Below are 18,003 nucleotides of genomic sequence, written 5' to 3' on the forward strand. Positions count from 1 at the left end.
TTTTGTTATATGATTTAATCGTTAATCCAATAAAGCCTGCTCGACTAATGCTTGCTGTTGTTGCGCATGAAGGATTGGGCTTCCTACTGCGGGGGCCGCGGCAAATTCTCTTCCAGCATAACTTAGTGTCTGATCTTCATTTAAACATTCAAGGATATTATGCTGTGAAGAGAACCAAACGCCTTGATTTTGTGGTTCTTCTTGGCACCAGACGATCTTTTTAGCGCGTGGATACTTCGCAAGCTCTTGAGTCAACATTTTTATTGGGAAAGGATACAGTTGCTCTATTCGTATAATGGCGACATGATTCAGGTTTTCATCATCACGCCGTCTTTGCAAGAGATCATAGTAGACTTTGCCACAACATAATACTATTTTTGTGACTTTATCTGCATCAAGTTTATCTGCTTCTGGCAGAACAGTGTGAAATTTCCCTTTGGTGAGGGCTTCGATAGGTGACACAGCTAATTTATGCCGCAGTAAACTTTTGGGAGTCATCACAATCAATGGCTTGCGGAACTTACGTAACATTTGTCGGCGCAGCATGTGGAACATTTGTGCCGGCGTTGTGGGTGTGCATACCTGAATATTATGTTGTGCACACAACTGCATATAACGCTCTAGTCTTGCCGAAGAATGTTCTGGACCTTGACCTTCGTAGCCATGTGGAAGAAGCATTACCAATCCGCACAAGCGTCCCCACTTTTGCTCACCTGAGCTAATGAATTGGTCAATAACCACTTGCGCGCCATTAGCAAAATCACCGAACTGCGCTTCCCATAATACCAAAGAAGTAGGCTCTGAAGCTGCATAGCCGTATTCAAAAGCAAGCACTGCTTCTTCAGAAAGAACAGAATCGATCACTACGAACGGTTTATAAGGATCAGATGCTGTTTGCTCGAGAGGCACATAGGTCTCTCCGGTATTGTAATCGTGTAAAACTGCATGACGGTGCGCGAATGTACCGCGGCCAGAGTCCTGGCCCGATAAACGTACCCCATAGCCTTCATTGAGTAAGCTGGCATAAGCCATGATTTCTGCATATCCCCAGTTCATAGGGATTTCGCCTGTTGACATCTTTTCACGTTCAGCAAGAACACGCTTAACAACCGGATGCGGCTCGAATTTTTCGGGAAAAGTACTCAGTTTCTTAGACAACATTTGTAGCGTGTTTTTGCTGATCGACGTATCTACTTTATCTGTCCATTTCGCATTAACATAGGGTGTCCAATCAACAGAAATTTTACCTTCGTATCCTCCATGGACTACGTCAACGACCGCTTGGCCTTTATCTAATTTTTCACGGTAGCTTTCAATAAGCTTTTCCACTTCATTAGTATTAATAATCCCTTTTTCGATTAATTGGGCTGCATAAATTTCTCGCAGGGTAGGCATTGACTTAATTTTTTGATACATCGTTGGCTGCGTCACTGCGGGCTCATCAGCCTCATTATGGCCATGACGACGATAGCAGACTAAATCGATTACGATATCACGCTTAAATTTCATTCTAAATTCAAACGCAATTTGAGTCGCAAAAACAACCGCTTCAGGATCATCGCCATTCACGTGCAGTACCGGTGCCTGTACCATTTTAGCAACATCTGTACAATAAAGGGTGGATCGCGCATCAAGCGGATTAGAAGTTGTAAACCCAATTTGGTTGTTAATAACGATATGAAGGGTACCACCTGTGGAATAACCTCTCGCTTGGGAAAAATTAAAGGTCTCCATAACAACCCCTTGACCCGCAAAAGCGGCATCGCCATGAACGACTACTGGCACAACCTTATTTTTTTTCTCTAAATCATGCTGACGTCTAAGGCGAGAACGGGCCGAACCTTCTACTACCGGGCCAATGATTTCTAAATGAGAAGGGTTAAACGCTAAAGCGAGATGGACAATTTCTCCATTCTCCGTGCGTAGATCGGAAGAAAAGCCCATGTGATATTTCACGTCGCCTGTGCGATCGGATTTCACTTTGCCTTCAAACTCTTGGAATAACTCATCAGGCTCTTTGCCTAATACATTTACCAGAACGTTTAAACGACCACGATGAGCCATGCCGATAACAATTTCTTTTACATCGTCTCGGCCACCCATACGGATAATTTCTTTCATCATTGGGATAAAAGCATCTCCTCCTTCAAGAGAAAATCGCTTTTGTCCCACATAGCGCGTACCTAAATAGCGCTCAAGACCATCTGCTGCGATCAAGTCCTTGAGAATTTCTAATTTTTTTTTGCTATCGAATTGAGGACGGCCTCGCGCAGTTTCCATTTTTTGCCGTAGCCATTCAGTTTCCGAATTGTCAGAGATATGCATGTATTCGATACCGATGCTACCGCAGTAAGTGTCTCGAAGCGCTTGGAGTATTTCTCTCAAAGGCATCTCTGCACCGTTAAAATATTTTCCTGCGTAAAAAGGGCGATCCATGTCCTCTTCAGAAAGCTGATGATAGGCCAATTCGAGGCTTGGAGTCTGGATGCGCTCGGCCATATCCAGAGGATCAAGCTTGGCGGCATGATGACCTTGTGACCGATAAGCATTGATTAGATGGGCGACTTGAAATTGTTTACTGTCTGCACTGGCAACCACTGGGATATGCTTTCTATCGGCGCTATGCAAAAAATGCTCACGGATTGCTCGATGAGAAACTTCTTTTGCAACTCCATCAACTTTAGGTAAAGCATCAAAAGCAGCTCGCCAGTCTGCGGGAACCGAACTGGGATCCGCCAAGTAATCTTCGTATAAACCATCGACATAAGCCATGCTTCCACCTGATAAATAGGAAGAAGCCCATTCTTTTTGCAGGTCAGTACCGCTCATTGTTATTCTCTCCAAAGGGATACGTTCCGATTTTTGCATCGGAACCATAAGAAAATCGCTATCAAGTTTCCTCAGTTAACATTTGCTTTCGTATTTCAGCAATCGCTTTCGTCGGATTGAGTCCCTTCGGGCAAACATCAGCACAATTCATAATTGTGCGACAACGAAACACACTGAAAGGATCTTGTAATTTATCCAGACGGTGTTTTTTCGCTGTATCACGGCTATCAGCCAAGAAACGCCGGGCTTGTAACAACCCTGCCGGTCCGACAAACTTATCTGGATTCCACCAGTATGAGGGACACGAACTTGTACAGCATGCACATAAGATACATTCATACAAACCATCCAACTGCGCACGCTCTTCAGGTGATTGCAAACGTTCCCGTGCAGGGGCTGGTGTATCATTCTGTAAATAAGGTTCGATGCGCTCGTATTGTTGATAAAATTGACTCATATCAACGACAAGATCACGGATTACTGGAAAGCCTGGTAGAGGACGCAAGACAATTTTATCGCTTTTCAGTTGAGAAATTTTTGTAATACAAGCTAATCCGTTGGTCCCATTTATATTCATCCCATCAGACCCACATACACCTTCACGACAGGAGCGTCTGTAAGTAATAGTGGAGTCTTGCTCGGCTTTCAAACGCTCAAGCACCGGAAGCAACATTGGGTCACTTTTAGCCGGAATTTCAATTTCATAATTCTGCATAAAGGGTTTGTCATTCACTGCAGGATTATAACGGTAAATTGACAGGCTCAGAGTTCTAGTATCAGCCACGGCATATCCTCTCTAATAAACGCGTTCTTTTGGTTCAAACGGTGCGATGTGTTTAGGTGATGTATTCACAGGCCGGTAATCTATGGTATCACCCTGCTCAAAATACAGCGTGTGCTTAATCCAATTCGCATCATCGCGCTTAGGATAATCTTCTCGGCTATGGGCTCCGCGACTTTCAGTGCGAGCGATAGCTGAATGGGCAGTGGCATACGCTGTTGCCATTAGGTTCTCCAACTCCAAAGCTTCTACTAATGCTGTATTGAATACTTTTGATTTATCCTGCAAATAAGCATTTGGTAAGCGCTGGCGCAATGCTTCTAACCGGTGCAAACCGGAAGCCATTACGTCACCTGTCCTAAATACACCAAAATCCTCTTGCATCACACGCTGCATCTCATTATGAATGACAGCTGGGTTTTCGCCCTCTTTTGAATTTATCCATCGCTGATAACGTGCCAGTGCAGGTTCAATATCATCATCAGCAATGTAAGGCATTTCAGGCATTTGATCGGATTGCCATAACTCTTCAACGTGCAAACCAGCAGCCCTTCCAAAAACAACTAGGTCTAAGAGCGAATTACCTCCCAAACGGTTGGCCCCATGGACGGAAACGCAAGCGCATTCACCTACAGCATAAAGCCCTTCGACAATATGATCTTGGCCCTTTTTATGGGTTACCACCTGCCCATGCATGTTGGTGGGAATACCCCCCATACTGTAATGGCAAGTTGGAACTACAGGGATAGGCTCAACAATAGGATCAACGCCAGCAAATTTAATCGATAACTCACGAATACCCGGTAAGCGTGACTTAATCAGGTCGGCACCCAAATGGTCAAGTTTTAACTTAACATGATCAACCCCATTAGGATCAAATCCTTTTCCTGACCGAATTTCTAAAGCCATTGCGCGTGCTACTACGTCACGAGACGCCAAATCTTTAACGCGAGGTGCATATCGCTCCATAAATCGCTCGCCGTCTTTGTTGATAAGGTACCCGCCTTCGCCCCGACAACCTTCGGTTACTAACACCCCTGCGCCAGCAATGCCCGTGGGATGAAATTGCCACATTTCCATATCTTGTAGAGGGATGCCGGCACGGAGAGCCATTCCAAAACCATCACCTGTATTAATAAGCGCGTTCGTCGTTGATTGATAAATACGACCCGCACCACCGGTTGCTAATATACAGACTCGAGATTGATAAAAGACAATGTCGCCCGTTTCAATGCACATTGCGGTTACCCCCGCTATACGGCCTTGGGCATCTTTGACCAAATCCAGTGCATACCATTCGCTAAATACATGCGTTTTAGCTTTTAAGTTTTGTTGATAAAGCGTATGCAGTAATGCATGTCCAGTTCGATCAGCTGCCGCACAAGTTCTTGCGGCTTGCGCGCCCCCGAAATTTTTGGATTGCCCCCCAAACTGGCGCTGATAAATTTTACCATTGTCCATACGAGAAAAAGGCAAACCCATATGCTCTAGCTCATAGACCGCTTCAGGGCCTGTTTTACACAAGTACTCGATACAATCTTGATCACCAATATAATCGGCTCCTTTAACGGTATCGTACATGTGCCAGCGCCAATCATCTTCATCTGCATTACCCAGTGCTGCAGTAATTCCGCCTTGCGCAGAAACAGTATGGGAACGAGTAGGAAATACCTTTGATAATAAAGCGACTTTTAAACCGGAGTTGGCCATTTGTAGAGCGGCTCTCATTCCCGCACCACCTGCACCAATAATTACTGCGTCAAATTTGTTACGTGCAATTGCCATGCTCATCGTCCCCACACGATCATTATGCCCCAAATAAATTGCCCTAGCAGCCACAGAATAACCAGATACTGCACAGCAAGCCTAATAACAGTACACTTTAAATAGTCAGTCGTTACAGTCCAAATTCCAACCCAAGTGTGTAAGCTCAACGCCAACAAAGCGACTACGGTCGCTATTTGAAACCAAGCATTATGAAATAAAACATACCATTGCATGTAATTTGCTGGTGGGCTGAACAGTAAATAAACGAGCATGCAGATTGAGTAAACCATGAAGTACACTGCAGTAAACCGCTGGATTAGCCAATCCTTCAGGCCATTACCCGTTAAACTTGTGACGTTAGTTACCATATCCAAATTCCTAGAAAAATTGTCAGAATCACAGCTAAAGCGATAACCCATATGGCTGTCTGACGCCCTGCTTTAACCTCTTCACCGTAACCTAAATCCATAATCATGTGACGAATACCAGCCAGTAAATGGTAAACAAGTGCCGCACTGAATGCCCATAACAGCAGCTTATGAAATGGACTTTGCAGGAGAACTTGCATTTGCATAAATGAGATCGCACTGCTAAGCGATTTACTGAGTAGGTAAAGTATAAAAGGCATTAATAAGAATAGGATTAGTCCTGATATACGATGCAAGATCGAGGCAATAGCCATGACGGGAAACCGGATAGTCCCCAGATCAAGATTAACTGGTCTTTTTTGATTCACTGTCAAAATCTTCCTTAAAAAGAAAATAGTATGCCTTTCCAGACTGACAAGGCGGTTTTTTTTAGACAAAGCCAATTTTGCCAAGTATTTTTGAAAAATGCGAGTCATTGACCACTTAAATATCAATCATTTTTCAAAAATAGCAGTGAGTATAGCACTCTGCTTTTTTGGCGCAAAGCATCAAAACGACATGAGTAGTACAGCCACATTTGCCCAAAAGATTGTTAGCTGATATAGGAATCAGGCAAACAGTATAATAAAATGATTTCAGACTCTGATAACCACTGTTTTATGAAAAAAAGGAAGTAAATTGTCATAAACACATCAGACTTACACAAGGCCAATCAGCTTTTTTAATCAGGTGGAGAAATGTTTGTATGAGTATGAAGCAGTTTTTAATGGATGCCCACATTTGTTTGCAAAAAGCATATCATTATTTGGTTGAAAATAAATCAGAGAATTATAAAAATCTTCGTCTTCGATTGGAAAAAAATCCAGTAGCCTTGGAGCATTTTATACATTTAAATGATTTAGCAATAGAAAAACTTGAGGGCATTATTACCTCTATTGAACAGCTCATTTCTGAATCTTCAGCGAAGAATAAAAAGGCTGCCACTATAGGCAATGAAGCAGCTGACACCTCTAAGGAACTCATTATAGTATCGGCAGCGCAAAAAGAGAAATCTGAAGCAGCGGAGGAAATCGAAGAAGCTAACTTCAGGGCAGAAAAGAATTTTGCACTACAAAGCCGTGATCTCATTAAAAAACTCAACGGCATGATTGTTGACTTAAATGTAGCTAGTGCTTTGTATTTAACCACGAGAAAATTTCAACCCCTCAACGATCATCCTGTAATAAAAACAGTGAGAGACCTGACTGATGAATTAACAGATATACTTCAGGCTCATCGGGATAGACAAACAAAACATCAGGTAGACATCTATTGTGGTGAACTCGAGAAAGAGCAGTTAGCGCTGCAGGAGAACTTAGCGCGGCAAGAGGAATCGGTAAAGTACCTAATGAAGATTTTAGAGGGCATGGATCCTAAGCTCAAAAGTCAATTTCCACAACAAGTAGAAAAAGCTACTCTTTCGTGTTTACCTAATGCAGGGGTAAGCCTCGAGTTTGTTTTTAAGTCTAGACCAGAGGCACAGACCACAGCCCTGCCCTTGATTGAGGAAGAAAGGGCGCCTTCTTTTAAACTCAAAGAGAAATATCAGCCAGATTCTAATTTTAGAGTAGATGATCCTGATGCAGTTAGAGCGAACGCTTACGAAGGAGCAAAAGCAATCGCCTGGAATGGGATGACTCCCTTCCGTGTTCAGGTAGCCTGCAATTTATTCGGTTACCTAGCAAAAATATTACAGTCACTAGAAGTCAGCGCAAAGCATAAAGAAGACTATCAATTAGAACGGAAGAAGATTGATCATGAAAAACTAAAGCGACTAATTATTAATGCAGCAATTTATTTGTTTTTTCCGCATGAAAAAAAATGGGAAGAGAAAGAGAGGCACTTGATCAAAAATGGCTTAAGTCAAGGAACCCAGCAAAATTTATTAACCCAAATACAGCAAAATCCTTTACACGTTTTAGCCGAAGTCGCCGTTAAAAAAGATTTACAACGATTGGTAAACAAAATGCGTAAGGTTGCTGAATATTCTCCAACCACAGAGATGTCGGATACTTTTCCGCTCCACAACAAGCCAAATAATACAATGGATAAACAAATAGGTAGATACGGATATTTCTTCACTTCTGCGTTCTTAAAAACGGGACATCCCCTAACAGAATACTTCTACGCGCTAAATAAAGAACAAAAGACTTTCGACGAAGAAGAAGCAAATAAGTTGCTTATGATCTAAACACAAAGGAGCAAAGATTGAGCAAAGAGAACAATTTTTTGGTAGTCATGGCGGAAATGCTGCTTGAAGAACAGGCTCCATATCGCGCCATACTTGAGAAATTAATAAAAAATAAAGGGGTTTTAAGTGCTCTTAAAACAACAGAATTAATTGAGCTTATTTACTATTTTCCTTTAAGCAAGACTACGGACAGCAAAGATTACATTGATGCGCTCGCAGATGATTTCCGGCAATTATTATTTGTGTTTATTTTTTCTAGTATGCCCCCTCCTGTTGCAGCTAAAAACGCTACAACAGACATTAACAAAAGACTAGAAGATAAATTAGTAGATAAAAAATTTGCCAGTGATTTCCTGGATTTCTACGGTGAACGATTGAGGATAGAGGAAAATCCACCTAGCCCAAAGATCAATCTAAGCGTTCTTCCACGCAATGTTTTATTACAGTATATTGAGGAAAATAAAAGTGACCAAAGTAAATGGTTAAATAGATTGGGGGGCCTAGGTAGTGGTTTAATTTTATCTATTTTTGGTTATGGTTTTTTGTATAAATGCCTGTATGGAAAAACAAACAAACAGCTTGCTGAAAAAATACAAACTGTATTAGATCATCAAAATACTCAAACGACGACATACGAATTCTCTCTTTATGGAACTCTACAAGCTCCTCATAATAACACTTCTAGGCCCAATTTAAGCCCTCCACGATCCCCTGAGCAATCATCTCATAGGCCCACTTCCAGGCTTCCTCTAACTCCTGAGGATCAGTATAAAAAATCAACACTTACTCCTGAAAGTCAGTATCGGGCGTCTCACAAAACCGAACCCACAAGCCCTACTATCCACTCAGGCCATAGTGGGAAATCGAAAGCGTCTAATAGACACACTCTCCTTAAACCAACTCATATGAAAATAGCGGTTACACAAGGAGTTGATGGCTTAACAAGCACGACTGAGATTAGCTTTAATCCTCCGCCTTAACTTTGCTTTATGGATTTGGAAATGCGGCAAGGAGCTTAAATCGGTTGTTTGCCGCGAGGAAAGTTCTTCGCTTTACGTGTATGGCCCGAGTGATGTGGTCAACCAATATGTAACACCCGAATTAAGCAACTTTCATTAAACAATCGCTCTGTTTTTCAAATTGATTAGGGCTTAAATATCCTAAATAAGAATGCAATCTGGTAGAACATGGTGATGTAATTCAAAATGTCCTGTTGAGTTTCCCATCGAGTTTGATAATTTCGCCATTGAACTCGTTCTTGTTTTAAACTTCTAAAGAAGCTTTCAATAACACTATTATCTCATGATTTAGCTAGCTTCTATATAAGTGTCATTTTTTATAACTTAGATAACACGTTGGGGGTGTATCAAATTTCTTTAATTAGAGAATTATTTTAAATTTCTGCATGCATTTCCCCGTTAGTACAAAATAATTTGAATAAATCAAGCAGAGGGTGAACGCGCTTTTCAAAAAAAGAGAGGCCTATTTTCCAATCATTTTCATTATGAAACGTATAGAGATTTGCCAAATAACCCATGCATTCCATCTAGAAATAACTTCTATCTCTAATTTTCTCTTTTGCTTAATCGTTGTGTAATTTTTATCTATCTATTATAGAGCCGTGCGGAGTTTAATTATGTCATGGTCTCTTCGCATCCGGTCATACCAACAACTTCTTTTTATTAAAGGGAGCGAAGAGAATGAAAAACGAAAAGACGTTTCTCTTACACATTACTAAATTTGATACCCTAACCACCTTGAAACAAAAAATTTTTCCTCTTTCACTCAACGCAAACTCAATTAAATTTATATGCCAGGGTAATTTTTTGCTCAATAATTCTATTTTATTATCTAATCGAGATTTTAAAGAATTATTTTCACAGTTATCTCGCTCTATTACGCGGGTAAGTTTCAATAGTAGCCGTCTTTTTGAATTAAAAACTATAAAAATAGAATGCGCATTACCTTATTTACCAGAAACAGTTACAGAAATGGACTTTTCTCGCAGCTCTCTCGGATTAAAGAAAGGTCAAGAATTGGCGAATATTTTCGAGTCTTTATCTGATTCAATTATTAAGATTAATCTGAGTCTTAATAATTTGGGCAAAAAGCCAAGTTGGGAGTTAATGACATGCTTTGAGGCTCTTGCAAATAAAAAATGCAAATCGATAAAACTATGTAATAATCACCTGTACTTACAAAAGGAAAATTTAAAATCTCTTTTTAATATTTTTTCCGACTCAGTGGAGTCATTCGATTTAAGCTATAACGATTTTGGCCGTCAAAACGATGGTGAGGAGCTATTAGCCCATCTTTTTTCTGGATTAAAGCCTTCTGTCAGAAAGTTAAAGCTTAGTGGCAACTTTATTGAGTGCTGGCCCAGAGAAAGATTAAAAATTTTACATAGATTGCCGCCTACTATTACAACCCTTGATTTCAGTGGAAGCCCCGCATTCTATACCCTAGATATTGAACAATTGTGCTCTTTTTTATCATCAATTCCCAAAACAGTGAGACGAATAAAATTGCAATACAATAGCCTCTTTGAAGAGAAAACAATCGATGAACGGGTCAAATTATTTAAGGCCTTAACGCCATGGTGTAATTTGCTTGATTTACACGGTGATCAAGAAGATGATATTGCTAGTGCATGTGTACCAATGAGACAACTGGCCCAATTATATCAACTTCCGCGGGAACTCGAAGATCGTATTTTATCTTATCTATTTAAAACAAAAAAAACAAGCGAAGCAACGAGCCTCATCAATGCCAAATTCAACACAATGACCAATTTCAATTCTCTTGAGGAGCAAGTAAGTCTTTTTAGCCTGGGGCCAAATTAAAAAGAGGTTGGACTACGGGAGCTTTGAACAGAAATTGACGTTTGATACGTCCACCACTTTCTAAAATTGCTTGCTTGCCATACTTGCGAGAGTTACCATCTTGCCCAATATAATGCTAAAAAGTTTGTCTTGAAATATTAACGCTTCCCCTTATTTCAATGCATTGCCTAAAGTCATAAAAGAGCAATTAAGACCGCTTAAAAGAAATGGTAATTGTTATGTTAGGTGGGTTATCAGTCAACGCATTATTTACAACAATACAATATCCTGAATTTGAAATACTATTATAAGATTCTCTTTTCTTTTTATCCGAATTTTGTACCTTAAGCTGGATAGTTATTTCTTAACCTATAATTCTTTGGTTCCTCATTAAGCGATTCTGTAGTATGGTTAGAAAAAAAAGAATTCTTTTTTAATGCTCTGATTTTTAGAAGATCCGAGGTAAAGTTTTGCACATATTTTGTCGAGAAATTCATATCAGGCACAAGAACTGTCTCATGGGCATTTGGATTAAAAGGAATACTAACAATACCTGCATTTTTTTGATTAGGAATGTCAAAAAACAAACGTAGCTTTTGAGGCATTAAATCTTTTACATAAACATCATGAGCATCAACTATTACTGCATTGCCCCAGGTTTTATAATCGCTAGGATTACTATTTAAACGACGTCCAATAACTGAAACCACATGATTACACGAAGCAAAAGATGAATAGTTATTTTGAATTCTAAATAGTTCAATGGAGAGATTGTGAGTTGATAACTCTTCAATGTTTAGATACAGCAAATGATAAAGATTAACACAAGCATATTCAAAACAACTACCAATCTGTCGTTGAAAAATATGTTTTATGATAATGTTTAAATGATTATAAGTCCTTTCGTCTTTACTTAATTGGCCAACCTTCTCTTCGAACATCTCATCATTAATAGGCTCTAGTTCCTCGAGATCAATTTGATATTTTTCTTGCTCAGATTCCTCCTCTTCATTCTCAATTTCATCATTATATTCATCACGCATGGCAAAAAAATCATTACACTTTTTTTTGTATGCTTCTAGGTCTAATTCATTACTTTCCGAACTTATGAGACAGCATTTAATCATATTTTGGGATAGGGAGTAGGCCATATAGCCATATTGTAATAATTTCAAAAGAAGAGGATTTTTTTCTATAAAATGTGTGTTATCTGCTCTAATTTGCTCAAACGTACGTGAGGGTTTTAAAGGAGTAAATGATTTATCGATCATAATTTCATCAATTAAACGACAAATTTCGTTTTTTTGAGGCCCATTAGAATTTGCTGCAATATCCAAGGGCAATCTATTATCAGAATTGTACAGCTTACTTAATAAATTGGCTTCATTACCCAACCATTTTATCGTCGCTTCCAATTCGTCAAGAGTAGCCAAGCTCGCAGCAATATGCAAAAGGTTGTCGCCCAGAATAAAACGTTGTATTGCTTTTCCTTCTCTTTCTCCTTTATAAAGGTCTCTCATGAATTCAAAGTGATTAGGCATGTTTTTAAGTCCACTAAGCAAATTAAAGTTGTGTGGTAAAGATGACACACATTGTCAAACTTAGAATTACTGAAAGTGTAGGAAAAAAAGATTAGCAAAAAATTAGCTACGGAAAAATTAAGTGAATACCCTTTATGCTTATTTAGCATGCTGAGTTTTAAATGAGCATATACCAGTACATTTTACTTCAAACGCCTATAGTCAAGGCCTTAATAAAATGAATACTGCCTTTATTGAACTAAATACAGATATATTGTTATTGAAGATAACACAAAACTGAAGCATCAACGTCACCTTAAAACCCTGCATCAAAAGAACAATATAAGAGAGAAAAGATTGCCTGCTGAATCAAAGCTCGATGGGTTAGCGTTATTTATCCAAAAAATTAGCCACTTCTTAAGAACGAGTCTATAGAACGTGCAAAATTCAGATGCGCTATGGGATATGCTGGCACAGATAACCTATTGATAAAAAATGTTTAATTAAGGTTAACACCCTTTATTAGCTATTTAATTTTATATCCATAGCTTTCCCAATTGCTAAGAATTTTATTCTTTATTTCTTCAGGCCAGGATCTCTCAAAGGTTGCAGGTATGGGAATTTCCTGACGTGTCCATTCTTCAGGACGCAAGCAATTATAGATAATTTTATCGGATTTTAAGCTAGCTTTTTCACGACTCGTTAGAAAACCTAAAAGAGGCATAGGTAAAGGTTCATTTTCTGAAATTAGATGATCTTTAGGGCGACAACGAGTAGCAAACGCCCAACATACTTGATTAATATCACTTGGATCAATGTCGTCAGCCACTAAGATTATTTTGGCAATAAAAATAGCCGGTTTAATATTGAAACACACTTCCTTTACTTTTGTGATCAGTGCGTCAACAAAATAATGGCCAGCATTTTTTTGGCTCCAAATATAGTCTCTACTTACGGTAATAACTAGCCAATGCACCGCAGTTTCAAATGGGATAAAACAACTTGTTACAGGAAAATTGGCTGCTCGTAAATCAGCCAAAATCTTAGCAGACATACCCAGTGCCCAACAAGTATGGTTCTCTTCGATAGGATAACCAGCAGCCACAACAGGTAAAATAGGAGAATTACGATAAGTGATTGCACTTATGTGCATAACGGGCTTAGTATTTTCACTTGCTGTGCATAAATTACCCGAAAACTCACCCATAGGACCTTCACTGACTAATTCGTCATAACTCATTGTTCCTTCAACGACTATTTCAGCATTAGCAGGAACAAAGAGCTCTACTGTTTCACATTTAACCAGCTCTAACGGTTGTCCTATAATGCCGCCAATCACATCTACTTCATTCACTCCTTCCGGAATCGCCAAGCCTGAAATAAAAGGGATAATGGGCGCACCACCTTGGAAAATAGCAAATGGCATGGGTTGCTTTTTCTCTTTCCACATAGAATAAATTATATCGGTATGTTGTTTAGGAACCACCCCAGATATTAAACACTTATCATTAAGTAGCATGAAACGTGACAAACCCCAGTTTGTCCAACTTCCATCGGGAGTTTTAACTACAATAGTACCCCAGGTATTAAAATAGCGCCCGCCGTCCCCATCATGAATATAGGGAACAGGGAAACGTTCCAAATTAACGTCATTGTCTTTTAAAATATTTTCTTTACAAAAGCCAGTTTGAACTATGGTAGGTTTAATAGGTTTAACTGTATATGCATTAATAAGCACATTTAAAATCTCATTGACATTTGCTGTAGGAGGCAGCCCTAATGAGATTGCTACTCGGGATAAAAACAACTTAGGTTGCCTACTTGCCCCAGCAGGGGCACCCAGAACACGAAACCCTTTTTCAATGCCTTTAATAGTATTAAATAAAGGAGCCGGCGCACGCAAATCATAAGACCGCCGGATAATACCACCAATTTCAAGATTCCAATCGACGGTTTGCTCTATTTCCTGGATCTCACCAATTTCTTTTAATGCTTCAATATAGGCTCTTAAATCCGTTAAATGCTTTGTAACCATAATTTTCCTGATCTTAACAGTAGCTCTTTGAAAGAGCTTACTGCATGTAAAAAGAAAAATCAGCATTTACTGGAATAATAGCCATTCGCATGAAATTTAGTAGAACCACTCATTCTTGAAAAGTATTAGCCCATAACTTGCAGAACACTATAGATAGCTTTGCCCCTTTCCGAGTCGGCATAGCACCTTATGGCAATTGTAACTCCAAAGATTAAATCCCTGTTAATGTTTAGCAGTGACCGTTTTTTTGTTTATCTTTGATTTATCTATTGCATGCAGATAAAACCTAACGGTGCATAGGTTATACCTTACCAAATCCTGAGTTGGATTTTCTGAATTTTTATCACATTGCTGGTTATTTCCTGTATCGCTGGCAATATTTATTATTATAGGTATTGGAGTAGTCCTAGCTAAGAATTACTGCTATGCTGCTAATTACCACCAATAAGAGGGTGCATATACATGGATGATACTTTAAGGGATTTAGCCGATAAAATACATAAAATAAAAAAACGCGCTGAAAAAAATAGTGAATTTTTAACATCTTTGCTCGCTAATCCGGAAAAAATATTAAGTGAACGAGGTGTTGCTATGGACAACATTGAAAAAGTGAGTGCCGAATATCACAAGGGTTATAATGTCGTTATATTAATCACTTTCAAAGCAACGCCTCCCCCCTCTCCAGCACCAACAAAACCGAACGATGAGCAAAACAAACAGAACTATGATTTTTTAGACTGTCATAATTTTTAAGGAATCACAATGAAGGATCTTCGTGATTGGTTGCATTATTTAGATGATAACGACTTACTTAGTATTATTCGCGATGACGTGGATTTAAAGCATGACTTAATGCACATTGCGAATAAATTTGAGGGTAAAAAAGCGTGTTTTTTTCCTAAGCTTTGTGGCCACACCGTCCCTGTTGTCACGGGGATTTTACAACAACGAAGTTGGATTGCAGCAGCATTAGGGATTCATCCAGGAAAGTTATTATCGCGCTTTCAACATGCGGTAAGTCATCCTATAGCATGGAAAGAAGTGCCACAGGATAAGGCACCCGTCCATGAAGTTGTTATTAAAAAAGACATTGATATCAAAAAAATATTACCAATTGTCACCCATCATGAAAAAGATGCGGCTGCCTTTATTACATCTGGATGCGTGAACGCTAAAAATCTAGTCACCAAAAAGCAGAATTTCGATATTCACCGTATGCAAGTTCAAGCGCCCGATAAATTAAGTATACTCATTTTACCACAAGATTTATTCGCTTATTTTAGTTATGCAGAGGAGCAGAATATACCCCTGCCAGTTACCATTACCATTGGCCATGATCCAATTGTACAACTTGCCTCACAAGCTATGGCACCACTTGACTTATGTGAACTTGAAATCGCAGGTGCATTAAGGGGTAAACCACTGCCAGTAGTGAAATCGTATACTAACGATATCATGATTCCAGCAACAGCTGAATTTTCTATCGAAGGACACATTTTGCCCAATGTACGATGCTTAGAAGGGCCTTTTGGCGAATTTCCTAAATATTATACTGGCTATAGTATGCTACCCATTGTACAAATTGATTGTATTACTCATCGCAAGTCACCAATCTATCAGACCAATAACCCTGCAGGTGCTGAAAATATCGTTTTAGGTGGCGTTCCACGCGAAGCGAGTATTTTGGAACGCATGCGATATAACTTTCCAAATGTCACTGATCTACGTCTAACTCCAGGTGGACAAGGCCGCTACCACTTAGTAATTAAAATGAAAAAAGATCAGTATGGCCAAGCAAAAAATGTTATCGCTTGCGCTTTTGGTATGCACTACGATATCAAATTAGTTATTGTCGTAGATGAGGATATTGATATTGATTCGCCCGATCAAATTGAATGGGCAGTTGCAACTCGTTTCCAAGCTGATCGGGATTTGGTGGTAATTAACCGTGCCTTAGGGTCAAAACTTGACCCTTCAGCTGAAATACGTGGTCTATCCTCTAAAATGGGGTTAGATGCAACCGCCTATCTTGGTGATAAAGATCGTTTTTTTGTATCTAAAACATTAGGAGAAAACATTATTGATATCAGAAAGGTGTTACATCCTGATAGCCATTTATTTAAAGAAACATATAAGAAAACTTAGCATAGAAGTTCACTACCAGAACAAGGATTGTGAAAGAAAACTTACAACCCTATTTGAGCAGAGAACACTTAATTTATCGCAGGATTACCCGTTTTAAACTATTAATTACCTTGACTTTGGAAACCGCAAAATGATGCAAGAAAAGACGAGAAAAAAAAAATTAATTATCGGTATAAGCGGTGCTTCGGGCATCATCTATGGTATTCGCTTGCTTGAGATGCTCAGTAAATTTGCTACCCTAGAAACCCACTTAGTAGTCTCACAGGCAGCGCAACTAACCCGTCATTATGAAACCACATTAACCAAAGAAGCCTTATACGATTTAGCTGATTATCATTACTCGATTTGCGATTTAGGAGCAAACATTGCTAGCGGTTCTTTTCGTACTGACGGTATGATTATCGCGCCTTGTTCGATGAATACTCTGGCCGAAATTGCAAATGGCATTACCCAAAACTTATTAACTCGCGCTGCCGATGTAATTTTAAAAGAACGAAAACGTCTAGTGTTACTCACTCGTGAAAGCCCTCTACACCTCATTCATCTAGAAAACATGTGCAAGGTCACTCAACTTGGCGCGATTATCGCACCTCCTGTTCCTGCTTTTTATAATCATCCAGAAACTATAGACGATATAATTAATCATACCATAGGACGAGCACTAGATTTATTTGATATTCACCATCCAATTGTTAAACGCTGGCAAACGAGTAGCAAGGAAAATCATGATAAAATCAGTGCAGAAACATTTGAATAATATGAGAATACTTGTCCTTAGGACATAGCAACTTGTTAGGGCCCTATCTATGGATGCTAGCGAGATAAACCAGGCGTCGTGGGAATGAGACGAGTTTCTCGCGGGGCTGGGGGAGGGTAACCATACCCTTTATCAGCCAATCGCTTCACTATTCGTAGATAATTTTCACCCCATTCGCCCGGATCAAAATTAGTAACAACCACATTATAAGTTAAGTTAATAACCGATTCGAAGGCTTTGCGTTGGGCAATCATATGCCCGCCAAAAGCAACTTGTACTTCCGTTTCTTCGTCAATTCCACCGGATTTTAATCGTTCGATGAGTAAATGGATCATTTTCTCAATGGTATTAAACAGCTTACACATGGACATTCCACAGGTGTACATGTCCTCACCTTTGGAGGTGGTTAATTTAAATCCATGGTCATGAATATTGTACACAAACTCTTTTTCATTAGAACCAGATATCACTTCAGGTTCAATGATAATGGGTGGAAACACTGGAGGGATAGAAGGGCTGACTACATACAACTCAAAGTTAGCCCAATGCCACCATAATTGATAAACTCGTTCAACTAATGCAACGGGATCGTCATCAATACTAACTTCTAAACGGCCTTCAGGAATTTCGTTTACAACATTTGCCATATCAATACCTACGATCAGCTTTTATACTATCTTAGCGCAAATTAAGTAGGTGAGCACGACCTTAAAGCATTAAGAAACTGTAAAATTGGTTAAATTTATCCC

The 18,003-nt window shown here is 39.3% G+C and carries 15 protein-coding genes and 1 pseudogene; 6 read left to right on the plus strand and 10 right to left on the minus strand.

From position 1 onward, the window contains the following. Positions 1-21: 21 nt before the first annotated feature. The 5 genes from B5D33_RS09890 to sdhC all read right to left on the minus strand — a co-directional run bounded on the left by B5D33_RS09890 (position 22) and on the right by sdhC (position 6,113). Positions 22-2,829 carry a 2-oxoglutarate dehydrogenase E1 component gene (locus B5D33_RS09890; protein ID WP_058451891.1) on the minus strand — a complete coding sequence of 936 codons (2,808 nt, stop codon included), beginning with the start codon at positions 2,827-2,829 and terminating at the stop codon, positions 22-24. A 61-nt stretch (positions 2,830-2,890) separates the two neighbouring features. Next, on the minus strand, positions 2,891-3,613 hold the full coding sequence (locus B5D33_RS09895) for a succinate dehydrogenase iron-sulfur subunit (protein ID WP_078767408.1): 723 nt from the start codon (positions 3,611-3,613) through the stop codon (positions 2,891-2,893). 12 nt (positions 3,614-3,625) lie between these two features. After that, positions 3,626-5,395, minus strand: a complete 1,770-nt coding sequence (gene sdhA / locus B5D33_RS09900; RefSeq protein ID WP_058451892.1) for a succinate dehydrogenase flavoprotein subunit — start codon at positions 5,393-5,395, stop codon at positions 3,626-3,628. 2 nt (positions 5,396-5,397) lie between these two features. Further along, complete coding sequence (sdhD, locus tag B5D33_RS09905) at positions 5,398-5,745, minus strand: succinate dehydrogenase, hydrophobic membrane anchor protein (protein WP_058451893.1); 348 nt, start codon at positions 5,743-5,745, stop codon at positions 5,398-5,400. Further along, positions 5,739-6,113: a succinate dehydrogenase, cytochrome b556 subunit gene (gene sdhC, locus B5D33_RS09910; protein ID WP_058451959.1), complete on the minus strand. Its 375-nt coding sequence runs from the start codon at positions 6,111-6,113 to the stop codon at positions 5,739-5,741. The genes sdhD and sdhC overlap by 7 nt, the downstream gene beginning before the upstream one ends. A gap of 377 nt (positions 6,114-6,490) precedes the next feature. Here sdhC and B5D33_RS09915 point away from each other — a divergent pair, with 377 nt between their 5' ends. Both B5D33_RS09915 and B5D33_RS09920 read left to right on the plus strand, forming a co-directional pair. After that, a complete protein-coding gene (locus B5D33_RS09915) occupies positions 6,491-7,975 on the plus strand; it encodes a hypothetical protein (RefSeq protein WP_058451894.1) in 1,485 nt (494 codons plus the stop codon). 17 nt (positions 7,976-7,992) lie between these two features. Continuing rightward, positions 7,993-8,955: a hypothetical protein gene (locus tag B5D33_RS09920; RefSeq protein WP_058451895.1), complete on the plus strand. Its 963-nt coding sequence runs from the start codon at positions 7,993-7,995 to the stop codon at positions 8,953-8,955. Between the two features lie 121 nt (positions 8,956-9,076). On the opposite strand, the pseudogene B5D33_RS09925 reads toward B5D33_RS09920, so the two are convergent. Beyond that, a pseudogene (locus tag B5D33_RS09925) lies at positions 9,077-9,275 on the minus strand (IS3 family transposase); the annotation flags it as partial. Between the two features lie 93 nt (positions 9,276-9,368). Further along, positions 9,369-9,512: a hypothetical protein gene (locus B5D33_RS16740; protein WP_160158643.1), complete on the minus strand. Its 144-nt coding sequence runs from the start codon at positions 9,510-9,512 to the stop codon at positions 9,369-9,371. Between the two features lie 163 nt (positions 9,513-9,675). On the opposite strand from B5D33_RS16740, the gene B5D33_RS09930 reads away from it, so the two are divergent. Beyond that, a complete protein-coding gene (locus B5D33_RS09930) occupies positions 9,676-10,818 on the plus strand; it encodes a leucine-rich repeat domain-containing protein (protein ID WP_058451896.1) in 1,143 nt (380 codons plus the stop codon). Positions 10,819-11,141: 323 nt separating this feature from the next. Here the strand turns inward: B5D33_RS09930 and B5D33_RS09935 are convergent, their stop codons facing one another. Then, a complete protein-coding gene (locus B5D33_RS09935) occupies positions 11,142-12,338 on the minus strand; it encodes a hypothetical protein (protein WP_058451897.1) in 1,197 nt (398 codons plus the stop codon). A gap of 505 nt (positions 12,339-12,843) precedes the next feature. Continuing rightward, positions 12,844-14,352 carry a UbiD family decarboxylase gene (locus tag B5D33_RS09940; RefSeq protein ID WP_058451898.1) on the minus strand — a complete coding sequence of 503 codons (1,509 nt, stop codon included), beginning with the start codon at positions 14,350-14,352 and terminating at the stop codon, positions 12,844-12,846. A gap of 462 nt (positions 14,353-14,814) precedes the next feature. Here B5D33_RS09940 and B5D33_RS09945 point away from each other — a divergent pair, with 462 nt between their 5' ends. From B5D33_RS09945 to B5D33_RS09955, 3 genes are all read left to right on the plus strand, one after another. Next, the gene (locus tag B5D33_RS09945) at positions 14,815-15,105 is read left to right on the plus strand and encodes a hypothetical protein (RefSeq protein WP_058451899.1); all 291 of its coding nucleotides are present in this window, start codon (positions 14,815-14,817) and stop codon (positions 15,103-15,105) included. A 9-nt stretch (positions 15,106-15,114) separates the two neighbouring features. Beyond that, positions 15,115-16,497 (plus strand): UbiD family decarboxylase, encoded by a 1,383-nt coding sequence (locus B5D33_RS09950; RefSeq protein ID WP_058451900.1) that lies wholly within the window; start codon positions 15,115-15,117, stop codon positions 16,495-16,497. 130 nt (positions 16,498-16,627) lie between these two features. Then, the gene (locus B5D33_RS09955; RefSeq protein ID WP_115304845.1) at positions 16,628-17,254 is read left to right on the plus strand and encodes a UbiX family flavin prenyltransferase; all 627 of its coding nucleotides are present in this window, start codon (positions 16,628-16,630) and stop codon (positions 17,252-17,254) included. Positions 17,255-17,310: 56 nt separating this feature from the next. Here the strand turns inward: B5D33_RS09955 and B5D33_RS09960 are convergent, their stop codons facing one another. Then, the gene (locus tag B5D33_RS09960) at positions 17,311-17,901 is read right to left on the minus strand and encodes a hypothetical protein (RefSeq protein WP_058451901.1); all 591 of its coding nucleotides are present in this window, start codon (positions 17,899-17,901) and stop codon (positions 17,311-17,313) included. Between the last annotated feature and the right edge of the window lie 102 nt (positions 17,902-18,003).

Source organism: Legionella maceachernii, from assembly GCF_900167045.1.
Classification (GTDB): domain Bacteria; phylum Pseudomonadota; class Gammaproteobacteria; order Legionellales; family Legionellaceae; genus Tatlockia; species Tatlockia maceachernii.